Origin of the sequence: Acinetobacter higginsii, assembly GCF_000369525.1 — a bacterium.
GTDB lineage: Bacteria > Pseudomonadota > Gammaproteobacteria > Pseudomonadales > Moraxellaceae > Acinetobacter > Acinetobacter higginsii.
On record NZ_KB850072.1, the window covers coordinates 1,777,329 to 1,802,904 of the forward strand.

Annotated in this window: 24 protein-coding genes and 1 pseudogene; 4 read left to right on the top strand and 21 right to left on the bottom strand. The window is 41.7% G+C overall.

Annotated features, from left to right (window positions below):
- Window positions 1-34: 34 nt before the first annotated feature.
- From F902_RS14510 to F902_RS14530, 4 genes are all read right to left on the bottom strand, one after another.
- Entirely contained in the window at window positions 35-1,027 is a 993-nt protein-coding gene (locus F902_RS14510) for an ABC transporter substrate-binding protein (protein WP_005204555.1), read from the bottom strand.
- A 340-nt stretch (window positions 1,028-1,367) separates the two neighbouring features.
- Entirely contained in the window at window positions 1,368-1,766 is a 399-nt protein-coding gene (locus F902_RS14515; RefSeq protein ID WP_005204557.1) for an Imm10 family immunity protein, read from the bottom strand.
- A gap of 358 nt (window positions 1,767-2,124) precedes the next feature.
- A complete protein-coding gene (locus F902_RS14525) occupies window positions 2,125-2,607 on the bottom strand; it encodes a hypothetical protein (protein WP_005204566.1) in 483 nt (160 codons plus the stop codon).
- Complete coding sequence (locus tag F902_RS14530; RefSeq protein WP_017402349.1) at window positions 2,608-3,309, bottom strand: hypothetical protein; 702 nt, start codon at window positions 3,307-3,309, stop codon at window positions 2,608-2,610.
- A 353-nt stretch (window positions 3,310-3,662) separates the two neighbouring features.
- Between F902_RS14530 and F902_RS14535 the strand changes: the two genes are divergently transcribed.
- Window positions 3,663-4,676 carry an isopenicillin N synthase family dioxygenase gene (locus F902_RS14535; protein ID WP_026057558.1) on the top strand — a complete coding sequence of 338 codons (1,014 nt, stop codon included), beginning with the start codon at window positions 3,663-3,665 and terminating at the stop codon, window positions 4,674-4,676.
- A 72-nt stretch (window positions 4,677-4,748) separates the two neighbouring features.
- Here F902_RS14535 and F902_RS14540 read toward each other — a convergent pair whose 3' ends face one another.
- Window positions 4,749-5,519 carry a hypothetical protein gene (locus F902_RS14540; RefSeq protein WP_005204569.1) on the bottom strand — a complete coding sequence of 257 codons (771 nt, stop codon included), beginning with the start codon at window positions 5,517-5,519 and terminating at the stop codon, window positions 4,749-4,751.
- A gap of 104 nt (window positions 5,520-5,623) precedes the next feature.
- Here F902_RS14540 and F902_RS14545 point away from each other — a divergent pair.
- Window positions 5,624-5,878, top strand: a pseudogene (locus F902_RS14545) (2OG-Fe(II) oxygenase family protein); the annotation flags it as partial.
- A 45-nt stretch (window positions 5,879-5,923) separates the two neighbouring features.
- Here the strand turns inward: F902_RS14545 and F902_RS14550 are convergent.
- The 5 genes from F902_RS14550 to alc all read right to left on the bottom strand — a co-directional run bounded on the left by F902_RS14550 (window position 5,924) and on the right by alc (window position 9,699).
- Complete coding sequence (locus F902_RS14550; protein WP_005204571.1) at window positions 5,924-6,523, bottom strand: hypothetical protein; 600 nt, start codon at window positions 6,521-6,523, stop codon at window positions 5,924-5,926.
- 63 nt (window positions 6,524-6,586) lie between these two features.
- Window positions 6,587-7,024 carry an Imm9 family immunity protein gene (imm9, locus tag F902_RS14555; RefSeq protein ID WP_017402348.1) on the bottom strand — a complete coding sequence of 146 codons (438 nt, stop codon included), beginning with the start codon at window positions 7,022-7,024 and terminating at the stop codon, window positions 6,587-6,589.
- A gap of 178 nt (window positions 7,025-7,202) precedes the next feature.
- Entirely contained in the window at window positions 7,203-7,691 is a 489-nt protein-coding gene (locus F902_RS14560) for a hypothetical protein (RefSeq protein ID WP_005204574.1), read from the bottom strand.
- 259 nt (window positions 7,692-7,950) lie between these two features.
- On the bottom strand, window positions 7,951-8,487 hold the full coding sequence (locus tag F902_RS14565; RefSeq protein WP_005204576.1) for an ureidoglycolate lyase: 537 nt from the start codon (window positions 8,485-8,487) through the stop codon (window positions 7,951-7,953).
- A 198-nt stretch (window positions 8,488-8,685) separates the two neighbouring features.
- Complete coding sequence (gene alc, locus F902_RS14570) at window positions 8,686-9,699, bottom strand: allantoicase (RefSeq protein WP_005204578.1); 1,014 nt, start codon at window positions 9,697-9,699, stop codon at window positions 8,686-8,688.
- A 164-nt stretch (window positions 9,700-9,863) separates the two neighbouring features.
- Here alc and F902_RS14575 point away from each other — a divergent pair, with 164 nt between their 5' ends.
- Together F902_RS14575 and hpxO are read left to right on the top strand one after the other, a co-directional pair.
- Window positions 9,864-10,580, top strand: a complete 717-nt coding sequence (locus tag F902_RS14575) for a FadR/GntR family transcriptional regulator (RefSeq protein WP_005204580.1) — start codon at window positions 9,864-9,866, stop codon at window positions 10,578-10,580.
- A 182-nt stretch (window positions 10,581-10,762) separates the two neighbouring features.
- The gene (gene hpxO, locus F902_RS14580; RefSeq protein WP_005204582.1) at window positions 10,763-11,920 is read left to right on the top strand and encodes an FAD-dependent urate hydroxylase HpxO; all 1,158 of its coding nucleotides are present in this window, start codon (window positions 10,763-10,765) and stop codon (window positions 11,918-11,920) included.
- Between the two features lie 362 nt (window positions 11,921-12,282).
- On the opposite strand, the gene F902_RS14585 is transcribed toward hpxO, so the two are convergent.
- The 11 genes from F902_RS14585 to pcaG all read right to left on the bottom strand — a co-directional run bounded on the left by F902_RS14585 (window position 12,283) and on the right by pcaG (window position 25,571).
- A complete protein-coding gene (locus F902_RS14585; RefSeq protein ID WP_005204584.1) occupies window positions 12,283-13,272 on the bottom strand; it encodes a hypothetical protein in 990 nt (329 codons plus the stop codon).
- A 172-nt stretch (window positions 13,273-13,444) separates the two neighbouring features.
- The gene (locus tag F902_RS14590; protein WP_005204586.1) at window positions 13,445-14,818 is read right to left on the bottom strand and encodes an 8-oxoguanine deaminase; all 1,374 of its coding nucleotides are present in this window, start codon (window positions 14,816-14,818) and stop codon (window positions 13,445-13,447) included.
- A 17-nt stretch (window positions 14,819-14,835) separates the two neighbouring features.
- The gene (locus tag F902_RS14595) at window positions 14,836-16,131 is read right to left on the bottom strand and encodes an OprD family outer membrane porin (protein WP_005204588.1); all 1,296 of its coding nucleotides are present in this window, start codon (window positions 16,129-16,131) and stop codon (window positions 14,836-14,838) included.
- A 198-nt stretch (window positions 16,132-16,329) separates the two neighbouring features.
- Entirely contained in the window at window positions 16,330-17,697 is a 1,368-nt protein-coding gene (locus tag F902_RS14600; RefSeq protein WP_004654259.1) for a nucleobase:cation symporter-2 family protein, read from the bottom strand.
- A gap of 50 nt (window positions 17,698-17,747) precedes the next feature.
- Window positions 17,748-18,083 carry a hydroxyisourate hydrolase gene (uraH, locus tag F902_RS14605; RefSeq protein WP_005204590.1) on the bottom strand — a complete coding sequence of 112 codons (336 nt, stop codon included), beginning with the start codon at window positions 18,081-18,083 and terminating at the stop codon, window positions 17,748-17,750.
- A complete protein-coding gene (gene uraD / locus F902_RS14610; protein WP_005204591.1) occupies window positions 18,083-18,583 on the bottom strand; it encodes a 2-oxo-4-hydroxy-4-carboxy-5-ureidoimidazoline decarboxylase in 501 nt (166 codons plus the stop codon). Before uraD ends, uraH begins: the two co-directional genes overlap by 1 nt.
- Window positions 18,584-18,764: 181 nt before the next feature.
- Window positions 18,765-21,188 (bottom strand): glucose/quinate/shikimate family membrane-bound PQQ-dependent dehydrogenase, encoded by a 2,424-nt coding sequence (locus F902_RS14615; RefSeq protein WP_005204594.1) that lies wholly within the window; start codon window positions 21,186-21,188, stop codon window positions 18,765-18,767.
- Between the two features lie 16 nt (window positions 21,189-21,204).
- A complete protein-coding gene (locus tag F902_RS14620; protein WP_005204596.1) occupies window positions 21,205-22,434 on the bottom strand; it encodes a carbohydrate porin in 1,230 nt (409 codons plus the stop codon).
- Between the two features lie 18 nt (window positions 22,435-22,452).
- Window positions 22,453-23,913: a right-handed parallel beta-helix repeat-containing protein gene (locus tag F902_RS14625; protein WP_005204598.1), complete on the bottom strand. Its 1,461-nt coding sequence runs from the start codon at window positions 23,911-23,913 to the stop codon at window positions 22,453-22,455.
- Between the two features lie 20 nt (window positions 23,914-23,933).
- Window positions 23,934-24,773 (bottom strand): type I 3-dehydroquinate dehydratase, encoded by an 840-nt coding sequence (aroD, locus tag F902_RS14630; RefSeq protein WP_005204600.1) that lies wholly within the window; start codon window positions 24,771-24,773, stop codon window positions 23,934-23,936.
- A 168-nt stretch (window positions 24,774-24,941) separates the two neighbouring features.
- Window positions 24,942-25,571 (bottom strand): protocatechuate 3,4-dioxygenase subunit alpha, encoded by a 630-nt coding sequence (pcaG, locus tag F902_RS14635; protein WP_004806146.1) that lies wholly within the window; start codon window positions 25,569-25,571, stop codon window positions 24,942-24,944.
- Window positions 25,572-25,576 lie beyond the last annotated feature (5 nt).

Sequence of the window (25,576 nt, forward strand, 5' to 3'; positions counted from 1 at the left end):
CACCATGACTTCCTTCTAAGGAAAGTATCTCAGGCTATTTGGCAGCTTTAACAAACTGCGTGGTATAAGCGGTTTTCCAATTGGTTTGAGCTTTGAGTAAACCTGCGTTCACCATAAAATCTCGCGTTGCTTTCCAACGTGCATCTGTCATGACGCCAATGCCTTGGGTCTTGGCATCTCCACCATCAATCAATTTCAATTTACGCATTTGCCCGACAGCAAAAGTCAGTAATTCATCATTCATATTCGGATTTTCTTTTTTAATGATGCTATTGCCCAAACGTGGATCGGCTAAATAGTTTTTCCATCCCTCCATTGAAGCTTGGACAAAACGGCGCAGCACATCAGGTTTGTTTTGAATCACATCATTGCGGGTCACTAAAATGCCGCCATAAGCGGGATAACCCGCATCAGCAAATAAAAAGAAATTACTCGATGGTTCTGCTTTTTTCGCCTGAAAAACTTCTGAGGTGGCATAGGCTTGCTGGACTACATTTTTGCCTGCTAAAAATGGTTGCATATTGAAGGTATAAGGACGTGCCTGTGCGGCATCTAATTTATATTTACCTTTTAACCAAGGCCACCAGCTTGCTTGTCCGCTGGTCGAGACCAAAATGGTTTTGCCTTTGAGATCGGCCAAAGACTTTACATCGCTGTGAGTAAGCACGCCTTGTGGATCAAACTGGAATGGTGCTGCTACCGCTTTGATGGGAAAGTTGCTTTCGATGCCTTTTAAGACCTGTAGGTCATAATTAATAATAATGTCGGCACGTTTTGATAATAATAAGGTCATGTTATTGACTTGTGGCCCACCGATTTTAATATCGACATCAAGCCCGTATTTTTTATAAATTCCTTGTGCCAGTGCTTGGTAATAGCCGCCTTGCTCGGCTTGTGCAAACCAAGTGGTTTGTAAAACCAGTTTATCGGCTGCAAAACTGGTTGAGCTGAGCACTGTGCCTAGTCCCAATAACGCGCCCGAGATAACAGTACGTCGCCCTTTGCCCACATAGTGCTGAATATTCATATTAAGACCCCTAAATCTGTATGGATTCATCTTGCTATTCTTTTAAGGGGGTCAATCAATGTATAAGCTACACATTTCTCTCAAAACCAAATCAATTGGCTTTGTCCCCAAAAGAGGAACAGCAAACGCTGTAGAGCAATGTCCCGTATGTTTGCAACATACTGACCGCTTATACTCAATCATGATTTAGCAAGCTCTGTGCCAAGATTGATTTGATCCTGATTTTTATAGTAATTTTCTAGGTTGGATTTATTATTAGTTGTTTTTAGATGAATCAACTGCATTGAGTCTTTGGTTTTGTATGCAGTTTAATGGTGCGTTAAGTAAGTGCAGATGCACTTTATAAGAGCTTTCCAGATTCGAACTCGACTAATGTATCTGTCTTTGAGAATATAGCCAACAACCAATCCTTAATACGCCCATAATCCTTTATTAATTGTATATCAATCTGTATAAAGGACAATTCACCACACCATTTTGCGTCCTCTTCGAATTCAATTTTCAAAGTCCCAGCCAAAAAAGAAACTAACCTAATTCCTCCGTATCCTGCACTACCATCTGCACAGACCTCCACAAAATATGTGTCCTGACCTAACTTTCGATCCTGCTCATCAAACTCTATACTACGTTCAAAGATGACATACTCTTGTGGTTCGTTCGCATTATCCGCAAATCCAAGAATATGAATGCCATCTTCAAAAAAATAATTCACATCATTTGCGATAAATTCAAGTTTCATAGTACCTCTTTCCTTTAGGAACGTTATTTATCTACAAAATTCAGCTCCAAACCTAAGCTGATTAGAGCCTGTCGGGTTTTAAAGTTCAAGGTTTTTGCAATATACTCATCCCGAATACCCTTTGATTTCCTATAAAAATAAAGCACGACCCTCAGAACAATTAATGTGACTGCAAAAATCCCCACAGACAGCCATGTTTCACTAAAAAAGTGCTCAAGAATTTTATAATAAAAATAGATTAGTATAAAAATTACTATATACTTCAAAAGTTAATCATTCTAACTCTTTTTTAACCTCTCCAAAAATAGTGCGTTAAACTAACGCTAATGCACTTTCGCAGTGCTGATATTTTTTAATCTTATTTCTCTGCCCACCAGTCATTTGGCAATTGTTTGAGAATAGAAAGATTAGAAATCACGACCCAAACACAATTCGTTGGGAGCACTCGAAGACGATGATCGTTATATTCGAAAATATCATTATTGTTTGATATTCGGGGTTCACCCAGTTGTTGCTTAAATTGAGCAGAATACTCAGCAGCGATTTTTCCAATTTTCCGACGATCTTTTTTATAGAGTTCTTCCGTCAAGTTTTTGGGTTCATTACCAATAAAAAGACGAATTTCCTCAATGAAATTATCAACAATCTTGGCCTGACCAGTAAGATGTTTTTTTCCTGAAAAACTGAAATAACCTTCACGACTAGCAACTCTACTGAAGCCGCATTTCTTTGCTGCCTCTTTAAAAGTTTCTGGATTCCATAATTCAGATGTTTGGATCATACGCTGATAAAGTTCCCATAGTTCATCTGAAGAGAGTACATCTCTGCCATAAATCTGCATTTATTCACACTCCCAACGAGGCTTGCAAGTTAACTCAGGAAAATCTGATGTAGAAAACTTTTCCTTTAGCTCTGTCAGCAGGCTTTCAAGCGCCAATGCCAAATCAATATCATCATCTAAAACCGATGCCTGCTGCTCTTCTCTATCTGAATAATTAACAGCAGTTAGACATGTTCTCAGCGTTTTCAAACTATCTGCTAACTCATAAGACAGCACCTTGGACACATTCGACATATCTGCCAATATACATTGATTGGCCTCTGCCTCAGAAAAGCCATCTTCTAATAACTGTTCATGATCTGCACATGCTTCGACCAGCATCATATAAACAAATTCGGCGAATGATCGCGCGTACCAAGTTACGCTTCCTGAATCATGAGCAATCAAGGCAACAGCTAATGTATCGTGAGCAAGCGGAATCAACGCATAGCAATCACCTGCACCAGTACAAGCAAACGGTAAAAAGCGAATACCCTGTTGATACTTAGGATTCAACCAATCAGTTTGAATATCTCTCGCATTCTCCGCACCTATCCACTCAAAATCATAAGCACTGATCAAAGGTGGAGGTGCGTTCAACATGCGTTCACGCCAAGTTTCGGCCCAATTGTCATAACGTGTTGATCCGTCTTCCAACCAATTGGCAAGCATCGCTGGCAAAATGATCCCTATATGATCTGCAAGCTGCTGAAAATTGCTCATATGACAACATTCCTTCTGAAAGTCATTTAATTCAGTGCCATCTTTAGACAGATTAAAGTCCACTGTTGTTTGAATTTCAATATTTTCACAAGAAATTGCAGTGTTTCTCCTCATATTGACCTATTTCACTTTATAAACTGGCACAAAAAGTGCTTCATTCTTTCTGTCAGAGTAGAAGCGTTCAGCATAGTCAGTCACATCGACTGTTATGTGGGTCATTGCTCAGAAATCAGCTCACTTTTTTTTATAAGCTTTCTCCTATGGAAAAAGTGCAGCTCTTTTTTGAATGTGACCCCGTCTCTTTCAATCTATTTGATTGGGTCACGGTTTATCCAAAAGATGAGGTTGAAAATATGAATAGCGCCAATATGACGGCATTAGCTGAACAAGACTACAGCTTAGAAGAACTGCAAAAAGAAGCTCGTATGGGAGCTTTGGGTCAAGAAACATTTGAACGCGAAGTTCGGGTGATTGATTTATCAGACTTTGAACAACGTAAATATGAAATCGCGGAGCAGCTTTGGGCCGCTGCTACTGATATCGGTTTTTTTCAGGTCTCGCATCATGGTATTCCACTTGAGCAAATCCAAACTGCATTTGACATGACACAACAGTTTTTTGCTCTACCTGAACCAGTCAAAGCACGTTACCCACTTAATCGAAATGCAGGTTGGGAAAGTAAGGCCCAAGTTCGTCCATCAACCAGTACCCCAGACCAGAAAGAATCCTACCAAATTACTCGTCCACGTATGGATGGGCTTTATCCAACCGAGCAAGAGCTACCTGATTTTAAAAATACCATGCTTGAATTTGAACAGGCATGTTGGCACGTGGGTATGAAAATACTCTCCTGCTTTGCTTATAAACTGGGTTTTGCCGATAATTTCTTTAGTCTTGCCCACGATCCTGAACAAGACAGCTATCAAAGTACTTTAAGAATGTTGCATTACTATGCTATTGATCCTGCTCTGAAAGATCAATTAGGTCTATGGCGTGCAGGTGCACATACCGATTTTGATTGTTTAACCTTATTGTTTCAACGTAACGGTCAAGGTGGTCTGCAAGTCTGTCCAGGTAAAGATATGGAACAGCAACAATGGACCAGTATCGAACCACGAGATGATGTGATCACTTGTAATATCGGCGATATGTTAATGCGTTGGAGTGATGATCAATTACCTTCTAATTTCCATCGAGTCAAAAATCCAGAAGCAGATGAATACCAAGGAGCACGTTATAGCCTCGCTTTCTTCTGTCAAGCCAATGAAGATGTGCTAATTGAAAGCCCACAAAAGAAATATCCAGCAATTACAGCCAAGGAATATTTAAAACAACGCATCAGTGCGAATTTTAAAGGGAAATACTAATCGTTGATTCATTGTAGACAGAGGTAAATCGTCTCTGTCTACTCTTAAAAAATATCGATTTATTTTTTCCGTTTATGATCTTTTCCGTGATCTCTTCTTGGTTCTTTTAGGTACCGCTTTTTGAGGAATATTGATTTTTCCCGTACCTAAACCTCTGAAAAAATAGTTAACAAGATAAATGAATAAAAAACCAAAATAGAAAAATGGAAAGATCGTAATAGTGCTAATACATGCTTCCCAAAAAATTACGCCAATTCGATAATTATAACTTAACTGGATGAGTGCACCTCTACGGCTACCATCCTGAAAGGAAATTTCATCATGTAGAAAATGTAGGATGCCGATTAAGAGGAATAAGAAAAATATACCTGAAACTATTGTTTTTTTAATTAATGGTTTTTCCAACCATGGATATTTCTCCGATGCTTTAAACTCGGCCTGAAAAAATTTACTATAAATTTTTTCCTGAAACGCCTTGCTCACGCCGACTCTCTTAATGAATAAGAAGCACAAATAACCTCCGAAAACAGAGGTTACAATCGTATAATAAATACTTGAAAGAATAGTAAAAAATGGCAATGGACCTTTAGTCCCTACCGTAATCAACATCTGCTCTGTGATATAACGATAAATCTCATACTGCCACTGATTGCGTGGATATGCTGGAAATAAAAATAACGGTAAAATAAATACAATAATCAAAAGGCTAATATGTATTTTCGCCTGTCTTTTTTCTTTAGCTCGTTGTTCGTGCGCCAAACGTCTTTGTTCTAATTTTTCTTGCTTCTTTTGCTTTGTGTGCTGCTCAAGCAATTCTCTTGCTACATAACGTTTTGTTGACATAGAAAATCAATATTTATGTTTTATATAAAAATCTTAATTAGAAAATAATAAAGATACGCGAATATTCATAGGATCGAGAATTCTAAATTAAAATGAGCAACCTTCCAAGTGATGATGTGATCACCTGTAATATTGGCAATATGTTGATGCGTTGGAGTGATGATCAGTTACCTTCTAATTTCCACCGAGTCAAAAATCCAGAAGCAGATGAATACCAAGGAGCACGTTATAGCTTCGCCTTCTTCTGCCAAGCCAATGAAGATGTGCTAATTGCAAGCCCACAAAAAAAATATCCAGCAATTACAACGAAGGAATATCTAAAACAACGCATCAGTGCAAATTTTAAAGGGAAATACTGATTATTTAGATAGGGTTTGAAGTAATTTTCAAACCCTATCTAGTCGTCAACATACTTGAACTATGGTTTGGCATTGTTGAGTTACTGGATCGTGGAAGACGTATGCAGCAGCCTCATCATGAAAATAATCTGGAATTGTAATTTGCCCTAGAAAGACTAATGGTTTTTTCTCTACCATCGGCCAAGCTGGTGCTTGGAGCCATTTAGGGGGTTTCTTTGCATAGCGAAAGAGTTCCAATATTCTGCATTGTAGCCATTTTTTTAATTCATCTTTTGATAGTTTTTCTGGGGCTTCTTGCATAAGTTGTTGTACATAACTTGGATCAAGATCCAACCACTTTGGTTGAACTACAACAATAAGCTTAACCATATCAGCCCTATCACTAGACACTTGCACGTTAATCTCTTGTTGTTCTTTTAAATATTTTACAATCACGGATTCGGCATTCAACACATCAATCGGATTGCGATAATTTAGAGTGATCAAATAATGATAAAGCGTGTGGGCAGCAAGTGCGTATTGTGGAGCTAGCTCAGCAGATAATAATTTTTCAATATCAGGATCATTGTATAAAGCATCTTCGAATAAGCGCGTTTCCATATGGCCTTCGACAAATTGCACTAATATATTAACTGTAGATAACATAATATTTATCAATCCTTTGCCAATTTAACCCTTAAGCATTAACTTTTACCACCATAGCGACTACTACACTGGTCGTATAAGCTTAATGCGTTTCCCTGCAATGGTCACGCCACGCAAAAAAGCAGCCTCCAAACCACGAATGACATTCGTAGCTAGACACGTCTGCAAATCGGAATAATCAGCGAATTTAGCATTAACAGGGTCATGGAACTCGGCTCGTCGATCAACGCTAGTACGAACGAAATGTTTTTCTTCCAGACCATAAGCGGCTTGTTTCAGGTCAGGAACAGGAATGCCAATCGACCAGCTTTTTTCTTTGTCTGACGGATAGGTGACGCAACACTTGCCAAGCCCAATAACATCGCCGTGGTTAAACACCAAATACATCAAGAGTCGCCACTCACCCAAATCTTCAGTGTTTATCGACGGCGTGAGTGTCTCAATGTATTTGTTAGCCAACGCCTCAATCGCATTTATATCTACGACATCATTCAGCTTCATCACTCCAATGTATGAAAGAACTCTGATCTTCGGATAATTGTGCATTTTTTCCCTATAAATTTGTATATCGTAAACTGTAATAGCTCAAATCTGAATTGTTCTTTATCATGGTAAAAGAGTACTTAAGCGCAAATCGATACGAATTTGAAAAAAAAAGTCCGCCTTTCTAAAAATAGTTTTATCGGGTCTGAGCACGTTTGAGAATAGCATCCCAATCTATCTGCATGAGATTCGACAATTCAGTTTTGAAGTAACTGTCATGGTGCCCGATATATGCGGGAAAATTTATTAATGGATGATTATTCCATTGTTGCGCAAACCAATGTTCTATCAATGTTGACGCAGTTGCCCAAGGATCAACTTCATCCCATTCTTCATCATTAGCATAATTATCGTAATCATATATCTCCACAGGAATTGCAATCGTATTATCAATTAGAAAGTCATGTTTATTAGAATTAATAGAATTACCGTACTCATCCATCGCCCATAAGCTCACAGAAAACTGACTATCAAACTGTGATGAATCGTATTCTATAAGCAAGAACTTTGTTGTGTCATGCCATGATCGATTAGACAACATGGCTAACTCTGTGTTTAATTGATGTTCTATAGATTTTAAATGTGCTTGTGCAACTTTAATGAACTGCTTTTTATCAATACTCATTATGATCGCTCGACATCAATTCAATATCTTTCAAATATTAAGATTTATAAAAACAGGCAAAACTCTTGATTCAAAAACTACTTCATATTCCAATCAAGAACACAAGGCTTCTCTTGCAGGGTATCTTCTGGTTCTATTTCGTAAACCTTATAAGAAATAAAATTATATCAAGAAAAGAATCTAAAAAAGCTTCTGAATGCACTAGATTACTGAACAGAATAGGCCATTTAAAAGAAAATATAAAAGCATGGTTTAATGGTTACAAATTCACGATCTCTGACTGTACTAAAGCCTCAGTGATCCAGCACGGTTGAGATAAATGATGGACATCACAATTACTGCCACCACCAATGCGATCTACGACCAGAAAATCACTATTTGCTTCCAAAGTAATTAAAGGATGATGCCATACCCCTTGATGGTAGGTAATTCCCTGCTGCCCATTGCTGATAAAAGCTTGAATCCGTTGCTCATCAGGTCGCGTTTGATCAAAAGGCAACGCCACAACAACAATAAACTTCTGTTGCTGTAATGGAATAAAAGACTGTGAACCATACGGATGTCGTTCCAACATCTCAATCTGAAATGGAATGGGAGTTGCAAACAGATTATGAAAAATACTCATCCCTACCGCGACCTGATCGCCTGACACCTGTGCAAGAGATAAGGCGTGATAGCGTTCAGTGAGTCCCTGATTAATCGGAATAAAGTCTTTGTTGCTCTTTTCAATCACATCCCCAAAATCAGCAAAACTGTCTTGAGTTAAAGGCCGAATTTCAATATTTTTTTCATGCATAGGTTGATTCTCTTTAGATCAGTTGCATCGCGTGAGCAACACTGTCGCGCAAGACAACTTTTGCGCTGTTGCTTTATTTGCTTAAAAATAACTACAGGTTATGCAATCAAATTAAAATCAAAAGCTCAAAAACCAATGGCTGCGCCATTGGTTTTTGAGGGTGTGCTAAGGGGCTTCGCCCCTTAAATCCCTGAAAAATCATTTTGCAACCAGTGCCGCTTTCCCCCATAAACGAATCCGACTAATCCCGCCATCAGGAATCATATTGACGCGGATATAATTCACTTTTTGATGTTGAAGCACTTCTGCAACATACTCATGAATATTGTCCATGCTCAAAGGTTGCTGTTCCAATAAAAAAGGCCAGAACATACTCTGCGGAATAAGTTGCGCATCGGTTGCATCTTCAATATAAGCAGCTTGAATCGAACAAAACGCAGGAAAATTCCCTTTAAAATACGCGGTATCTACATCAATTTTTTCAATCTGGCCTGTTTGTCCCAAAGCAATAATGCACCAATCAAAACCAGGGGCACGGCGACGTTTGGTCTCCCAACCATCACCCATATTTATGCCGCGATCAGGACTGAGCAGATTATTCGGATGGCCGAAATGCGCATCGCTAAAGGCCACAATACGCCCGCCATTTTTCAAACCAATCAAATCCATCTGCTGGGTTGTATCGACATTTTCGAGCAGCACACGGCCATACACTCTTAAACGTGCAATACCGCCATCAGGGAAAATATTAATGCGGATATGGGTAATTTTCTGAGCGGCACAGTCGAAAAAATGATGCTGATCTGGAGATAAAACTGAATTTTCTAATAGAGCAGTCCATGTCGTGCCCTCGAGTTGATTGTCTGGTGCATAGCAGCCTTCAATGGAAGCAGATGCTGGATAATTACCTGTAAAAAATGAGGTATCAATATCAAATCCAGATATAAGCCCTGTCACCCCTAAACGAACAATACACCAATCATAACCAGACTCACGCTTACGTCGCGTTTCCCATCCATCCATCCATTTGCCATTGTCATCATATTTTCCTTCAATGAATTGAGCGGGTGTGCTTTGCAGCATTCTTGCAGCTTCTGCAAAAAACTCATCGGAACAACTTATGATAGTTGCACCAATTCTGGCATCAGCAAGATTGGTTAACGCCTGCAAATGGGTCGGTAAAGCTACGGTTTTAGCAACATGCACTGTCATTGATCATTCCTGAAGGTTTCATTTCTATTCTATTATGCAAGATCCAGTCCAACTGGTCTGACCTGTTGTTAAAAATATAGCTATTTTTAATTAACAGCGCCAACAAAAAGATAAATTTTGTGTAGAATCAAACTGTTTATTTTTATATTTAAGGTGCGTTGCTGATGAGTCCACAGGCTATGCTCAATGGAAAATCCTCTCAGGTGACTGAGCAAGCGGTGGAAGTGATTCATCAGCGCATTCAACAAAATACTTATGCAGTCGGTTCTGCCTTACCCTCACAACGTGATCTTGCCCTCCAGTTGGGAATCAGCCGCGCTTCTTTACGTGAGGCATTAACCCGCCTTGCCGCTTTAGGATTGTTGGAAATCAAGGCGGGTAAAGGGGTTTATGTGATTTCACAGCATAGCCAAGCCGCTGAACAATGGGATGGCGAACACCGTGTTTCGCTTAAAGATTTCTATCAATTACGTTATGTATTGGAAGGTTTCTGTGCCCTGCTTGCATGTGAATACTTAACCGAAGAGGATAAGTCGACCCTCCAGCAACACTACCAATCACTTGCCAGTGCAATCAAACAGCAGAACTGGCAAGCAGCCTCTGAATTTGATTATGCTTTTCATCAGCACATTATTGAACTTAGTCATAATCAATCAATTATTCAAACACTTAAAATGCATACTGAATGGATTAAAAAAAGCCAGATACTGCCATTTGTTCAACCTAATCTGGCATTTAAAACCATTCAAGAACATGAATTAATTCTACAAGCCTTATTTAATCAGGATGCAGCTGCGGCTGAAAAAGCCATGCAAGCGCATATTATTGGTGCTGCTCAACGGGCGGGTGTGTACTTTTCTCGGCATAACAGCTCAATCTAAGCACGAAAATTAAATCTGCACCACTTTGCCCCATGCTTTGAACCACATCAATGCAACCTTTCTATTTTTGCTTTTTAATAAAGCAAATTATCTGGTATGACCAGTAAAACCAGTTGCTAAAATTGGCACACTTCTCGCTTAGAACTGTTTAGAAACTTATTTATATATTTAGGGTCTGAACGATGAATATTGCGATTGTAGGTGCAGGTATGGGCGGTTTGACTGCTGGTATCGCTTTAAAAAAATTTGGTCATCAGGTCACAATCTATGAACAAGCTGCCGAAATCTTACCTGTTGGGGCCGCTATTTCACTTTGGTCAAATGGGGTTAAGTGCCTCAATTATCTGGGCTTAACCGATCAAATTCAGGCGCTTGGTGGGCAAATGGAATCTTTGGCCTATGTAGATGGTCTGAGCCAACAAACCATGACTCAATTTAGCTTATCACCTTTATATAAAGAAGTCGGGCAACGGGCCTACCCTGTCGCCCGAGCCGATCTACAACAATTATTAATGCAGCAATTTGGTCTGGAAGATATCAGACTGGGCATGAAAATGACGGCGATTGAAAGCCATCAAGATGATGTCACCCTTCATTTTCAGGATGGCTCACAAATTACAGCTGATTTACTGATTGGTGCAGATGGTACACATTCCCTCACCCGACAATTTGTCCTCGGTTATCAAGTTGAACGTCGCTATGCAGGTTATGTAAATTGGAATGGTTTGGTTGATATTGATGAAGCGATTGCACCTGCCATGCAATGGACGACGTATATCGGTGAAGGTAAACGTGTCTCACTGATGCCTGTTGCCCAAAATCGTTTTTATTTTTTCTTTGATGTTCCGTTAGCGGCTGGGCTGGCCAATCAACGTGAACAATATAAGCAAGACCTCAAATCCCATTTCAGCGGCTGGTGTGAACCTGTACAAAAACTGATTGAAGCTTTAGATGAACAAAAAGCCAATCGTGTCGAAATTCATGACATTGAACCTTTCATGGATTTTTATAAAGGACGTGTGGTGCTGCTCGGTGATGCAGCCCATAGCACCACCCCAGATATCGGTCAAGGCGGCTGCCAAGCCATGGAAGATGCGATTTATCTTGCTCGTGCCTTGCAAATCAATACCTTTGGTTTAGAGGATGCATTGGCACGTTATCAAAATAAGCGCAATGATCGTACTAAAGAAATGGTACTTCGAGCACGTAAGCGTTGCGATATCACCCATATGAAAGATCCACAAGTGACTGAAGAATGGTATCAATCGCTGTATCAGGAACAAGGCTCACATATCATGCAAGGCATCATCAGTAATATTATTGGCAATCCACTGGATTGAGCTTTCTCTCCAAAGCACGCTTGTATTTTGGGTTCTTGAAACGACATATCCAATTGCTTACTATCTTAATGAGTTGAGATAAAATTGGAGTTCATTCATGCGGAACTTCCGGCGAATTTTCGCTGACTCCCTTATAGGCGCTTTTCCTTCTTTGGTGCTGCTTGTCATGAGTTCAGACCTCGCTGGTATAGTCTTATTGTTCGGGTTTTTAGTGGCATGGTGTACGCACTTTCTTGCTAAACGGGCAAATATATCCCGCGGACTGAGCCCTAGCAATTCATTCACGCATTAGTAATGCGTAGCGTGGGTTAGTGATAACGTAACCCATTCTACGCCTATTATCGCAAAACCGCTTGTTAGCCTTAGTTTTTCATTTTCCATTCGTTTAATATTTTAATGAAATCTTCGAGCATTAAGTCAAAATCATAATGGAGCTTTTTCTTTTTTAATTTATCAATAATTGTGTTCAGTGCTGTTAGAGTATATTCACTCAATTTTTCTTTTTGCTCTTTATGGTTCAACTCGCTGAAAGATTTTTCAAAGTGAATAGTTGCTTGCACTTTACCTGTATCAGCTCTGAACGGACCATATTCGAATCTGTTTCGTAAATAATATCCGTTTTCTGTTATTTCTTCTTTCGGATATATTTTATGTAATTCTTCCCACGCATTTTGATTTGATATTTTTTTGTCGCTTTCTAAAATAACGTAATTGGTTTTGCAGTGAGCATGGTCGAAATAACTATAAGCATGCTTTATAACGATACGATTTACGGCATTTCCGTATTTTTCAGGTTGCATTTTAAGGTTCAATGCAGGTTGTAAGTCATTAACGACACTTTCAATAACTGCTTTTGAATTTTCATAACAATTGCTAATTCCACGTTCTATCCAAATCGGGTTTTTCGGCACCCAATTTCTTTGGCTTTCAATTTTTAAATCCTGTATATCTTCCTTTGTTTCGTATTCCCAAAGTATCGTTTGTTTTTCGTCCTTCTGGTCTGGGCTAAAATGGTAGGTTGTTCTGCCTTGCTCCATTGTAAAGCCCGTTTTTCTTTTTGACCAAATTGCATCCACAAATCGACATTCCCCAAATTTGTTGCAGAAAAAAGTCATTGGGTTCCCATTAAAATATATTCCTTTCAATGCTTCAAGCGGCTCATAATCTCCCCAACCTATAATGGCAAGACTTTCACAAAGTTTTACTGCTTTATTCCATTCGGTTACATTTTTGTAGTCTGCATATTTCAAAAACTCCGTATAAAGTGTTTCACGAAGTTTATTCTTGTCCATTTGGCTTTCTAAAAATTCTTCAATTTTTTTTAAGTCATCGATTTTATAAATTTCTATCATTTCAAGTTTTTTTCCTTGTAGTACCGTTTTACATAATTACGGCTAACGTGTTGGCGACTTTGCGATGGTACAGAAATCCCATGTTCAACAGTGAAGTGCTTCAGTGAATTTAAATCAAAGTAGCAACTGAGCTTAGTCCGTTGTTGCACCCTTGTCATTGTTAAAAGGCTGCTTAAGCCGCCAATAAGGCTTTTGCTGCGGCACGATGTTTTGCTTTCAGTTCCTCTAAATCAAGCCCCTGAATCTCGCCATGTTTGACTTGCCACTGACCTGCAACCATCACATGTTCTGCTTTATCTGCACCACACAAGAGTAAGGCTGCAATCGGGTCATGACTACCTGAGAATTTCAATTCATCGAGTTTATAACAGGCTAAATCGGCCTGATAATCAGGTGCAAATTGTCCTAAATGCTGTCCACGCCCTAATAGTTGCGCAGAACCATGGGTTCCCCAATGCAAGGCCAACTCAGGGGTAATCCTTTCGGCACCGTATTTTAAACGCTGTAAATACATGGCCTGACGAACTTCCAGAATTAAATTTGAAGCATCTCCAGAGGCAGAACCATCAACTCCTAAACCGACCTTGGCACCTGCCTGCATTAAATCGAGGGTTGGACAAATCCCTGAGGCGAGGCGCATATTGGAATGGGGACAATGACAAATCCCTACACCCGCCTGCCCTAAACGCTGAATTTCATCCGCATTAAAATGAATACCGTGTGCCAACCAAGTCCGTTCATTCAGCCAACCCACGTGTTCTAAATAATCCACCGTACGCATGCCAAACTTTTCCAGACAGAAGCTTTCCTCATCCAAGGTTTCTGCAAGGTGTGTATGCAATCGAACATCCAGTGTCTGAGCAAGTTGCGCACTTTCTCGCATAATCTCCTGTGTGACCGAAAAGGGGGAGCATGGAGCCAAAGCAATATTGACCATGCCATTATCCCCCCGTTGATGATATGTCTGCACCAAGCGTTCACTGTCCCTTAAAATGACCTCCATACTTTGCACAGTATGCTGTGGCGGTAAACCACCCTGTTCTTGTCCGAGACTCATCGAACCACGGGTTAACATCACCCGCATTCCCAATTGCTGTGCGGCATTGACTTGAATATCAATCGCATCGGTCAATTGTTGCGGGAATAAATAATGATGATCCGCAGCAAAGGTACAGCCCGATAACAACAACTCGGCCAAAGCCACTTGAGTCGCCACATGTAACTGTTCTGGATTTAGACGTGCCCATACCGGGTACAGATTAACCAACCATGGAAATAAAGGTAGATTAACCACAGGTGCCCAAGCCCGAGTCAAGGTTTGATAAAAATGATGGTGGCTATTCACCAACCCAGGAATCACCACCAAGTCATTGGCATCGAATATGTCATCACATGGCAGACTCGGTTGCTGATCCTTTGCCAAAACCTCGATGATTTTATTATTTTCAATCACCAAGCCATTACTCGCATCGAGTTGATTCGCGGTATAAATTGCAAGTGGTTGTTTAATCCAGATTCTTGAACGGCTATTTAAGCTGGCCATCATTGTCATTGCCTCGTCCTTTAAAATTTGTAGCTCAGTGCAAAACGGTTTTGTAAAAAATTCTTGTCATAGCGCGGAGAAGTCTGAATCCCTGCAAAATTACTGACACTAAAACCTTTCAAAGCACCCGTGAAGTTATAAATGCCGAACAGCATGTATTCAGATTGGTTTCGACTGGCGACATTTTCAGCCTCTTTTAAATCCATAAATGAATAACGTGCTCCTGCAATCACTTGATCTGTCAGTTTGCCCTCCAAAGACACCATCAAGGCATTGCCCGCACCTAAATCTTGGGTACTGGTAAAAAAAGGTTGTGCAAAAATTTCACCAGACGAGGTCTGACTGGCATAAGGCATAAGCAGCGCACCATTTAAATAGCTGTTTTGATCGGGCTTAATATAGTTATAGGCCAGCTTCAAAGTGGCAGCGGGTAAAACTTTCAACGCAGCTTGGACACCCCAAACCTGACTATTGACCTCACCTGCAAGTGCCTTGCCCTGATCCTTGCCAGACATATATTGCAGTGAAAACTCAGGAGCATAATTCAATTTTGGAAATGCCAGATCCGCTTGGGTATAGATCAAACGCAGATAATCATCATAATCCTGATACCACAGTTGTGTTTTCAGGGTCTTATCATCCGCTAGTGCAAAGCGTTTCCCAGCACCAATCGACCAAACTCCATCGGTTTCCAAGTTTGAATTTTGACGTGAGCTTTTGGTGAACTCATCTTCCGCATAACTTTTATATTTATTCACTTTGGTTAGGCGCAGAAAATTATTGTTATTCCCGATCTGTACATCCGCAGCTTGATATAAGAACATCAAAACACGGCGGTCCGCATAATCCCCCATAAACGGCAAATTGAGACGTTGATTCCCGACGGTCACCCGAGCCAAATCATTTTTCCATGTCAGATAAGCTTCTGCTAAACCATCACGATCTTCTTTTAATTCAGAGACTTCATCATTTTTGTTTTTTTCATCTAAACGACGCTGAATATCATAGCCAATTCCTGCCTGCACCCCATAAAAAGGCGCTGTTTCATATTTGATATAGCCGCCAATCACCGTGGTATCTTGATTTAAATTATTCACAAAATAACCATTATTGAGTGAATAATACGTAGACTTGACCACGCCATGCACACTACCACAGGCAAATACAGCGGAAATCGATTCAATTGAATTGTCCTGACGCTGACAATCTTGTTGCAGATTAAATAAAGCATTTAAGCTGGTATCAGCAGCCCACGCAGGTAGTGTTGTACCCATAGCGACTGCGAAAGCAACCGATGTTAAGTGAATTTTTTGCATCGTTATCCCCTAGATCTTTGATCTAAAAATTGATTTAAAACGTTTAAAACTGACTTGCTGATACTTTAAAAATCGTGCTTTACACTTTTTAAAGCCACAACTCCCCCAGACCTATTCAAAATTGAATAAGCGACTTTTAACGATGTGCAGGTAAAAAGCAGGATTCAGTTTGAACATTCAAGCCTGAATCCGTGATGATCAATGCCCTGAATTTAAGGGCAAGCTTGCCACTTCCACTGATTTTTTAGTGAATGGAAGATGATTGAAAATGATGTTGAGTAGAATTGCGGTAATACAGGTCGAACTGATCCCAGAGTGTAATAACATCTGCACAGAAACAGGGAATTGTGCATAAAACTCATGATTTACAATCGGAATCATGCCAATCGCCAATGAGGTTGCGACTATAATCAGGTTCTTATGCTCGTTATAATCCACTTTCGCTAAAGTGCGAATTCCACTGGCAGCGACCGTTCCAAACAGGACAATCCCCGCTCCGCCTAATACCGGCATCGGAATGGATGCGACTAAACGCCCCACAATCGGCAGCAAACCTAAAACAATCAGAATTCCTCCAGCAGTTGCCACTACGAATCGGCTCTTAATGCCGGTTATCGCAACCAGTCCAACATTCTGTGCAAATGCCGTTTGCATAAATGAGCCGAAGATCGGTGAGATTGCACTGGATAACATGTCAGCACGTAATCCATCTCCAATACGTTTGGAATCAACTTTGCTGCCTACGATTTCACCAATCGCAATAATATCTGCGGTGGTTTCCGTCATCACCACCAATGTCACAATCACCATGGAAAGAATGGCAGAAAACTCAAAGACAGGAGAACCGAAGTGGAAAAAGCTCGGCAAAGCAAAGATAGAGCCTGAACCCACATTAGAAAAATCAGTGAATCCTGCAAAATAAGCCAGTATTGTTCCCAACACAATCGCAATCAAAATCGCAAGCCGTCGCAAGATTTGACTGCGTAACATACTAAAAATAATCACAATCGCTAAGGTCATTAATGCCAAACCGACATTGGCTGGATCCCCCCAGTTTTCAGCTTTTGGGTTGCCGCCCATAATCCAGCGGATTGCCACAGGTGTCAGCGAAATACCGATCATGGTAATCACACAACCCGTCACCACGGGTGGAAAGAAACGGATAATTTTTGCGAAAAATGGGGTGAGCAACAGGCCAATAATCGACGCCACAATCACAGCGCCAAACGCCGAAGCTAAGCCACCACCTGTGGTCACAATAGCAAGAATGGTGGCGACCCCTGCAAAAGATACACCCTGAACAATCGGCAACTTCGCACCAAAATGCTTGAAACCAACGGTTTGCAAAACTGTGGCAATTCCCCCAACAAATAATGCAGCCGCCACCAACAATCCAATTTCAGAGGCTTGCAAACCTGCCGCAGCGCCAATAATTAACGGTGGTGCAATGATGCCGCCATACATGGTTAAGACATGCTGCAAACCATAAATGAGGTTTTTGTTCATGCCTAAATACTGATGTTCTGCTGATCCGTGAGCCTCACGGTCTAAGTTGTCTTGCTGCATGGGTTAATTCCTCAAATTAAATTCATAATGTCCACATTGCTTGAGTTGGTTTAGCTGCCACGATAGGTTGAATATGAAAACGGACTGATTAATAACGGCACGTGATAGTGCTGTTGAATATCGGCTACCTTAAAATCAATACACACACGTGGATAAAAACTGTCGGTATTCAAAGCTTGAAAATAATCGGCAACTTCAAAAATTAATTGGTAATTGCTCTGCACAAATACATCGATGTTGAATGTTTTAATACGACCATCGGTATCGGTAACTTGTTGATCTAATAACACATAGCCTTGATCCACTTGCTGCAATAATTTCACCAGAACCTTTGACGCAGGCTGACCCAGTGATGCATTTAAAATATGTGTGCTGATACCCGCCATTATTGAATCTCCTGATTTAAACGAAGCAGTGCAATTTCCCCTAATTGCTGCTTCACTTCGGCTTGCTCTTGTTCTGCTGTGTTTTTGAGTCTGCGTTGCAGCTCAGACAGTATCTGTTGCCCTGAACGACCTGCTGCACGAATCAGATAGATATGCCCAAATTTGTGCTCATAATCTAAATTGCCCTGATAAAGTGCCAGTTGCAGCACTGCATCGGTTTGGATCTGCCCTTGTTCTTGCTGAGAAAACTGCTGCTCTTTTTCAGACAACACCGCTGCCGCTTTTTTCTCGCCTATACGTGGATGTTGCGCCAAGGCCGCAGAAATTTCAGGCCATTGCCAGGTTTGAGCTTGTGCAAGCGCAGTTTGATAAAGCTGTTCTTTAGAGCTGTAAGGACGTTGCTGTAGCAGTTCAGAAATCCAAGTTGGAATGTGCACACAACCTTGCAAGACCCGTTGGGCCTCACCTGAATCGAGCTGATTGAATGTTTCAAGTTGCATCGCTGCTCCAATTTAACGCATTGTCTGACTGGTCAGACCAGATATCATAAATTAAGCAATGAATATGCCAATTTTTGTGCTTAGACCACAAACATCATCAATAAGCTATAAGGTTCAGATTGAAATAAAAAAAACGGCAACCACAAGGGTCACCGTTTTTATCTTAAAAACTTAAAAGAACTTAGTTCAAGCTATATGCAATCACATAATCACCATGATCAGGCGATTGACGTGCACCGCCCGCGGTAATCAGCACATACTGCTTGCCATTTTTTGGAGACACATAGCTAATCGGTGTCGCTTGGCTGCCTACAGGTAAACGCGCTTTCCACAACTCCTTACCAGAAGATGAATCTAATGCACGTAAGTAATAGTCTTGCGTCGCAGCAAAGAATACCACCCCACCTTGAGTTGCCATTGGCCCACCAATGGTTGGCATTCCAATCGGTGCTTTAAGCCCCATTTTGATGCCCATCGGGCCCGTATCTTGCACGGTTCCCATTGGAACCTGCCAAGCAATTTGACGGGTTTTCATATCAATTGCGGTCATAGTGCCATACGGTGGTTTTTGGCATGGGATATTCAACTTTGACCAGAAACGATCTTTGTTGACTTTATAGGGTGTACCCTTCATCGGCACTGCACCCATCCCGGTATTGACTTTCTCTCCGCCATTGGCTTGAACAGCCAAGTCTTCTGGCGTTTGTTCAATCAATTGAATCCACAGTCCTAAACGCATGTCATTGACGAACATATATTGATGGCTTGGATCAAAGGCAATACTGCCCCAGTTCATACCGCCTAGAGAACCCGGGAAGCTCAATGATTTATCCGTGCCCGGTGCAGTGAATAAACCTTCATAACGCATCGATTTAAAGTTAATTCGGCACATCAACTGGTCAAATGGCGTAGCACCCCACATATCCGATTCAGTTAAGGTTTGATTGCCAATTTGCGGCATTTCCACCGAACGTGGTTGAGTTGGGCTATATTGCTCACCTTTGATATCGGCAGGTTTAACTGGCTGCTCAATCACTTTGGTCAGTGGTTGGCCCGTTACACGATCCAATACAAAGAACTGGCCTGATTTAGTACCAATCACCACAGCGGGTTTATTGCTACCATCTTGCATTGGGAAATCCACCAAGCTTGGCTGCATTGGTAAGTCAAAATCCCATAGGTCATTATGAACGGTCTGATAGACCCACTTTTCCTTGCCAGTGGTTGCATCCAAAGCCAGAACGGATGAGTTGTATTTGTGGTCCAATGGTTGACGATTACCACCCCATACATCGACCGATGAGCTGCCCATTGGCAAAAATACCGTGTTCATCTGAGGATCATAAGACATCGCTGCCCATGAGTTTGCTGAACTACGTTTATAGGTTTCTCCATCCTTCAACACATAGTTTGGATCAGGGTTGCGAGGATCAAAAGCCCAACGTAATTCACCTGTAATGACATCGTATGCACGAATTACACCACCCGGCATATCGGCAGCAAAGTTATCGGCAATACGGCTACCCACCACAATTACCGTACCCGCAATAGTTGGCGCAGAAGTCACCTCAAAACGTGGTGCTGTTGTGCCCTCACCTAAACCTTTGAGTAGGTCAACCGTACCTTCCACACCAAAGTCTTTACAACGTTCGCCCGTGTCTGCATTGACTGCAATTAAGCGACCGTCCGGTGTATTGGTATAGACTCGACGTAAGCATGAAGTATTATTTGCCACCGCTTTTACCTGTGTCGCTCCAGCCAGAGTCGGCTGAACCAAGGCTTGGGTAGAATCAAAATAAGCAACCCCTCTACATCGCTCCCATGCATCTGACTTCGAGTTGACTTCGGCTTTCCAGAGTTGTTTACCTGAGTCTGCTTCCAACGCGAAAATATTATTATGCGGAGTACATAGGAAAATCTTATTGCCCACTTGTAGCGGCGTCATTTGATCTTCTGCACCATTTCCCGAACCTGTGGTGAAATCACCCGTCCGAAAACGCCAAACCTCTTTTAATTGATGTACATTGTCCCTTGTGATCTGATCCAGTGCAGCAAAACGGCTCCCTCCTGAATCCTGACCATAATGCGCCCAGTTGGTCTGCTTCATATCCGTTTTTACAGGAATCAGTGGTAATACCTCACCAGAAGCCGTCACGGTTGGATGAGGTTGGAACATCTGATAGAGACCAATCACCATACCAATAACCGTCAATATACCTAGACCATAAGCAGGTAAATCTGTGCTCGGTTGAAATTGATAACGACGGATGGCAGGTAAAGTAAACATCAGCGCGGCAAATAAGCCTGCTGGAAACATCAGTCTTGAAAATAAAGGCCAGAACTCCCAACCTGCATCAATCAATGACCAGATGATCGTTCCTGCAAAAACCAGACTGAATAACCATACGCCCAATGCTTTTTTCTTAAAAATAAAAACAGCAGAGATGAGTGTGAGTACACCCGAGATCACGAAATACCATGATCCGCCTAAGGTCGCCAGCTTTACGCCACCGACTGTAAAAAACAGTCCTGTAAGCAATAAAACCAACGCTAAAATAAAGCACCATATTTTCAGTATGGTATGTGAGCTTGAAGATTCAGACATCTGTCATACTCCTGTATTAGAAATTCAGCCCAACTGAAATACCAGCTACCCAGACATTATCACGAGATGGAATGCCCCGTGGCTGATAAACATACTGGATATTGGGACGTAACATTACGGCTGGGGAATAGTTGTAAACATAGTTCAGTTCAACATTCATCTCATCATCACGATCGCGATTGGCTGGCACCTGATCATTAAATTTATAACGGCCCACCCCAAAACCGATCTGGTCGGTTGGTCGTGATGGCAAGGCTCCCTTGTACCAGAAGGCGATTTGCTGGGTATCAGAAATATTGGCGGTTTTATCATTGTTCCAGACCAGATTCACTGCGCCATATAAACCACCCTTTGAATCTGTGGTATTGCTGCTCAACTGTTGCTGGGTATTCAGCCAGATTGCCGACTTTGGATCTTGTCCTGCTTGTGCATCAACCCGATCATAGTCATGACTACTCCAAAAACCGCCAACTTTATACTCGCCCGCCAAACCATTCAATTTCTTGGTTTTCCAAGCCAATTCGACTGGAATCAAGACACCTTTTGCCCGATCCGTAGACAGGTTGAAATTGGCATTGTCCTTCACTTCAGTATTTTCGGGATTATTTTCATAAACGCCCACACCAAACGTCCATTCAGGCATAAACTGGTATTTAATATTTGCAGCCCAACCACTCACCGGACCGTTATACCAGACATCGCCCTGACTCTTGCCCACTTGGCCACCACATAAAATTAGACTCTGGAAATTACAGTGTGAGCCATTAAAGTCCTCAGACATTCCCATACGCCCAAGCTTAAACTGCAGGGTATTATCCAGAAATCCTGTTTTAATCCATGCTTGCGTCAAGCGCCAGATATTACCGCGCCCATAGATTTCCGTTGGACTACCGTTCATGCCTATATTGCTGGCAATATTACGTCCATCTCGTTTGGTCACGGTTAGAGCGGCTGTCGTGTTGGGTAATCCAGCAATTTTAGCCAAATCAAAATTTGCGCCTAATGCCACCTGATTGGCATTTTTGGTGGGATGATGTTCCAGACCGTCCAGCACTGTTGCTGTCTGGTTCATGACATTGAGGTTAAATTTATAGCCCTCTTTTTCCAGTTGCTGACGCTGACCATTCCAATCACCGAGTAACCATTGGCGGTCCTGTGACCATGGCTGATCCGCAAAACTAGATTGAGCAGCACATACCGCCACTACCAGACAGCTCATTTTGAGCAATAATGCATTCGACTTCATATTCGGCCTCCTTGCCGTTTATTTCAGTTTCACAGCTGAACTGAGTTCAGACGTTGCACCCAAACGATCCGTAATATTTGCGGTCACTGAAGCAGCTTGTGCTGTTGGTTTCCAAGTCAGCGTTGCAGTTCCTTGTGCATTGGTTGCAGCCACCGCTGAACCTAAATAAAGCTCTGCTTCATTTGACTGTGCTGATGAGTTGCCAAAAAACTCGACCTGATAACGTTGGTTCGGCTGACCTTTGACTTCGACCGCAATTTGTCCTTTGGACAAGGTTAATTTCGGTGCCTGAATATTCTGATTCGGTTGTGCATTACAGCCTTGCTCATCTGGTTTGTTGCAGGTCTTTTGCAAGTTGGCAGGATCAATCTTGACGCCATGACCACGTGAACCCACAAAATGTGCATGCTCCAGTCCTGGAATATCAAAGATAATCGCGCCGACACGTTGATTCGGTACGCAACTTCCACCCGCCTCACAACGTTTAATGTCTTTGCCGTTATTCCAGATTAAGTTTTTGGTCAGGGTAATATGTGCATTGGCATCTTTTTCAGAACGGATCGCGATGCCGACCCGATTGCCATGTACTTTATTGCTGTCAAAAATGTTGCCATCACCGGTCAGGTTAAAACCATTGGAGTTGTTAGTCAGTTCGTTATAGGCAATGTAGTTGCGCTTGCCCCAGTTGATCTGTAAGCCATCTGAATAGTTTTCAAATTTATTGCCGACAACCGCATTGTCATTACCCCACAGAATTTCAATCCCTTGTGATGGTTCAGGATTTGCTGCTGTAGAAATAAAATGGTTATTGGCAACTAAGTTAAATGCTGCGCCACGAGTCAGTTCAAGCCCGTCACCATTGTCCTGAAAATAGTTGCTCAATACTTTGTTGTTATTGGTGGTGGTCGCTGTTGGATTGCCCTTGCCATCATCACCCGTCAGCATCACACCAGCACCGCCGTAGTTATGCATGATACGGTTATTTTGAATCAGGTTATTGCTGGCACGGTTCATCAAGATACCAATACAGAAATGACGAATTTCCAAGCCTTGAATGGTCACCCCATTGATGTCGCGTAATACGATGCCCGGTAAAGTCGTAGTCCGAACATTGGTCCCGAATTGCCCTTCAACTGCACCAGGACAGGCTTCAACACCAGTTCCTTTAATATAGTTCGATCCATCGACTGCAATAAACTCACCTGTTTTTGCCCATTGCGTCCCAATGATTTTTACAGGCGCTTTGATCTCAGGTAATGGACTATTCACCTTAATGGCATAAGGCGCTTTACCTACTGCCTGAATCAGAATCTCGCTGGCTTCAGTCGGCTTGCTGTTGGCTTGTTCAATTGCCCAGCGCAAAGAACCTTTATCAGCATCATCCTGATAACGATCTACGATATAAGTTTCTGCTGCCGCCCAACTCGAAACTGCCATAGCGATGGCTAAAGTACTTAAACGTAAGTAAATTGTTTTCATATCTAAAAATCCTTTTTAAATTATTGTGTTGGTTGCACTGTTTTTAAAAACTGTTTCAGTTGGGTCACATCAATCTGGCCGGGTGCCGATGCTTCACCAATCATGCCAAAGCTAAAGCTCCCCCCCATATTGGCCGTGGCGATGCGGGAAATCGTGCCAAGTTTGCCCATCGACATGGTCAGTAATGGTTTTTTAGACTGTTGACTCACTTTCAATGTCGCATTCATGAGAGTAAATACGTCTTGTTTGTTTTGCGGCATGACTGCAATTTTAAGTATATCGGCACCTAACTCATCCTGTTTAAGTAAACGTTTGATGATTTCGGCCTCAGGTGGTGTTTTTTGAAAATCATGATTCGACATGACGATCAGCACTTTTTTCGCATGCGCCAATTTGACTGTATTCTCCACAATCTGCTGATCACGGAACATTTCCACATCGAGCATGTCCATAAATGGCTGCTGTAAATACGCTTGATAGGTCTTACCATAATCTGCATCGCTAATTGTTAATTGCCCGCCTTCGTTATGCGTACGAATGGTGGCAATCATCGGCTTAGCGCCGAGAATCTGTTTTAATTCATGCCCCAATGCAATCACTTGCTTTGTATCATTGGCAAAGTTCAGTAAATCAATCCGAAACTCCGCGAGATCTGCATCGGCATTCGCTGCAATCACTTTTGCCTGAGCAATCGCCTGCTCTCTGGTTTTGGCAGTAATGGGCACAATAGTTTTCACAGGCAGCTTTGCCAGTTCAGCTAACTCAACCTGCTTTTGCTTATGATCTTGCGCTTGTACGCTTTGAACCATCAATAAGGGGCTAACAAGCAGCATCACTGCTGCCAGTATTTTCATTTTCATCGGTATCGTCCTTAATAAATTTTTTGCAACTCTGCGACGTCTTGCCGAGTTCTCATTTCATTTTTTGATTGCTCCTCACCGATCAAAAGTGAGGAGTATTTTCAATTTCAGGATATAAGTGGTTCCATAATCAGCCCATCCCTGAAACGAAGACATTTAAAGAAATATCTAAATATCAAAGAACACAGTTTCATCATCACCCTGAATGCGAATATCAAAGCGATAAATCACTTCACCATCCACTTCACTGCGTTTGGCGATTAAAGTCTGACGACGTACTGCCCATTCAATGCTGTTTAAAACAGGATCATTGGTATTGGCGTCCACTTCATCTTCAAAATAAATACGGGTATGCAAACCAATATTTATACCGCGGGCAAAAACTGCGACAGCAATATGTGGTGCTTGAATTGAACCTTTACGCCCAGCAACAGCACCCGGTTTTACCGTATTAAAGCTCCAGAAGCCTGTTTCAAAATTGGCTCCTGTACGGCCCCATCCCAGAAAATGTGGATCGGCAGTTTTACCTTGAGTATCTGCCTGACTTGGATAAACACCATTGGCATCCGCCTGCCAGATTTCCAGCAATACATCTCTTAATGGCAAACCCAGCCCGTCAAAGACTTGACCTTCCAGACGAATACGTTGCCCCTGCGTTTGCTCATTGACTAACTGATGATTGAAATTATGCTCAAATACTTCAATATTGGCTTGTTGCGGTAGTAAACCGATATGTACATAAGGACCACCCGTTTGTGATGGGGTTTCCTTTAATTCCTGAAAATTCCATGCATTCATCGTTG

Excerpts from the sequence above, each read along its gene's own strand:
- F902_RS14535 (WP_026057558.1), top strand. The coding sequence starts at position 3,663 with ATGAATAGCGCCAATATGACGGCATTAGCTGAACAAGACTACAGCTTA.
- pcaG (WP_004806146.1), bottom strand. The coding sequence starts at position 25,571 with ATGAATGCATGGAATTTTCAGGAATTAAAGGAAACCCCATCACAAACG.
- F902_RS14530 (WP_017402349.1), bottom strand. The coding sequence starts at position 3,309 with ATGAGCAATTTTCAGCAGCTTGCAGATCATATAGGGATCATTTTGCCA.
- uraH (WP_005204590.1), bottom strand. The coding sequence starts at position 18,083 with ATGGCGGGTATCAGCACACATATTTTAAATGCATCACTGGGTCAGCCT.
- F902_RS14525 (WP_005204566.1), bottom strand. The coding sequence starts at position 2,607 with ATGCAGATTTATGGCAGAGATGTACTCTCTTCAGATGAACTATGGGAA.
- F902_RS14560 (WP_005204574.1), bottom strand. The coding sequence starts at position 7,691 with ATGAGTATTGATAAAAAGCAGTTCATTAAAGTTGCACAAGCACATTTA.
- hpxO (WP_005204582.1), top strand. The coding sequence starts at position 10,763 with ATGAATATTGCGATTGTAGGTGCAGGTATGGGCGGTTTGACTGCTGGT.
- F902_RS14585 (WP_005204584.1), bottom strand. The coding sequence starts at position 13,272 with ATGATAGAAATTTATAAAATCGATGACTTAAAAAAAATTGAAGAATTT.
- F902_RS14550 (WP_005204571.1), bottom strand. The coding sequence starts at position 6,523 with ATGTTATCTACAGTTAATATATTAGTGCAATTTGTCGAAGGCCATATG.
- F902_RS14600 (WP_004654259.1), bottom strand. The coding sequence starts at position 17,697 with ATGCAGCAAGACAACTTAGACCGTGAGGCTCACGGATCAGCAGAACAT.
- imm9 (WP_017402348.1), bottom strand. The coding sequence starts at position 7,024 with ATGAAGCTGAATGATGTCGTAGATATAAATGCGATTGAGGCGTTGGCT.
- F902_RS14540 (WP_005204569.1), bottom strand. The coding sequence starts at position 5,519 with ATGTCAACAAAACGTTATGTAGCAAGAGAATTGCTTGAGCAGCACACA.
- F902_RS14615 (WP_005204594.1), bottom strand. The coding sequence starts at position 21,188 with ATGTCTGAATCTTCAAGCTCACATACCATACTGAAAATATGGTGCTTT.
- F902_RS14595 (WP_005204588.1), bottom strand. The coding sequence starts at position 16,131 with ATGCAAAAAATTCACTTAACATCGGTTGCTTTCGCAGTCGCTATGGGT.
- F902_RS14510 (WP_005204555.1), bottom strand. The coding sequence starts at position 1,027 with ATGAATATTCAGCACTATGTGGGCAAAGGGCGACGTACTGTTATCTCG.
- alc (WP_005204578.1), bottom strand. The coding sequence starts at position 9,699 with ATGACAGTGCATGTTGCTAAAACCGTAGCTTTACCGACCCATTTGCAG.
- F902_RS14625 (WP_005204598.1), bottom strand. The coding sequence starts at position 23,913 with ATGAAAACAATTTACTTACGTTTAAGTACTTTAGCCATCGCTATGGCA.
- F902_RS14515 (WP_005204557.1), bottom strand. The coding sequence starts at position 1,766 with ATGAAACTTGAATTTATCGCAAATGATGTGAATTATTTTTTTGAAGAT.
- F902_RS14620 (WP_005204596.1), bottom strand. The coding sequence starts at position 22,434 with ATGAAGTCGAATGCATTATTGCTCAAAATGAGCTGTCTGGTAGTGGCG.
- F902_RS14565 (WP_005204576.1), bottom strand. The coding sequence starts at position 8,487 with ATGCATGAAAAAAATATTGAAATTCGGCCTTTAACTCAAGACAGTTTT.
- uraD (WP_005204591.1), bottom strand. The coding sequence starts at position 18,583 with ATGCAACTTGAAACATTCAATCAGCTCGATTCAGGTGAGGCCCAACGG.
- F902_RS14575 (WP_005204580.1), top strand. The coding sequence starts at position 9,864 with ATGAGTCCACAGGCTATGCTCAATGGAAAATCCTCTCAGGTGACTGAG.
- F902_RS14590 (WP_005204586.1), bottom strand. The coding sequence starts at position 14,818 with ATGATGGCCAGCTTAAATAGCCGTTCAAGAATCTGGATTAAACAACCA.
- aroD (WP_005204600.1), bottom strand. The coding sequence starts at position 24,773 with ATGAAAATGAAAATACTGGCAGCAGTGATGCTGCTTGTTAGCCCCTTA.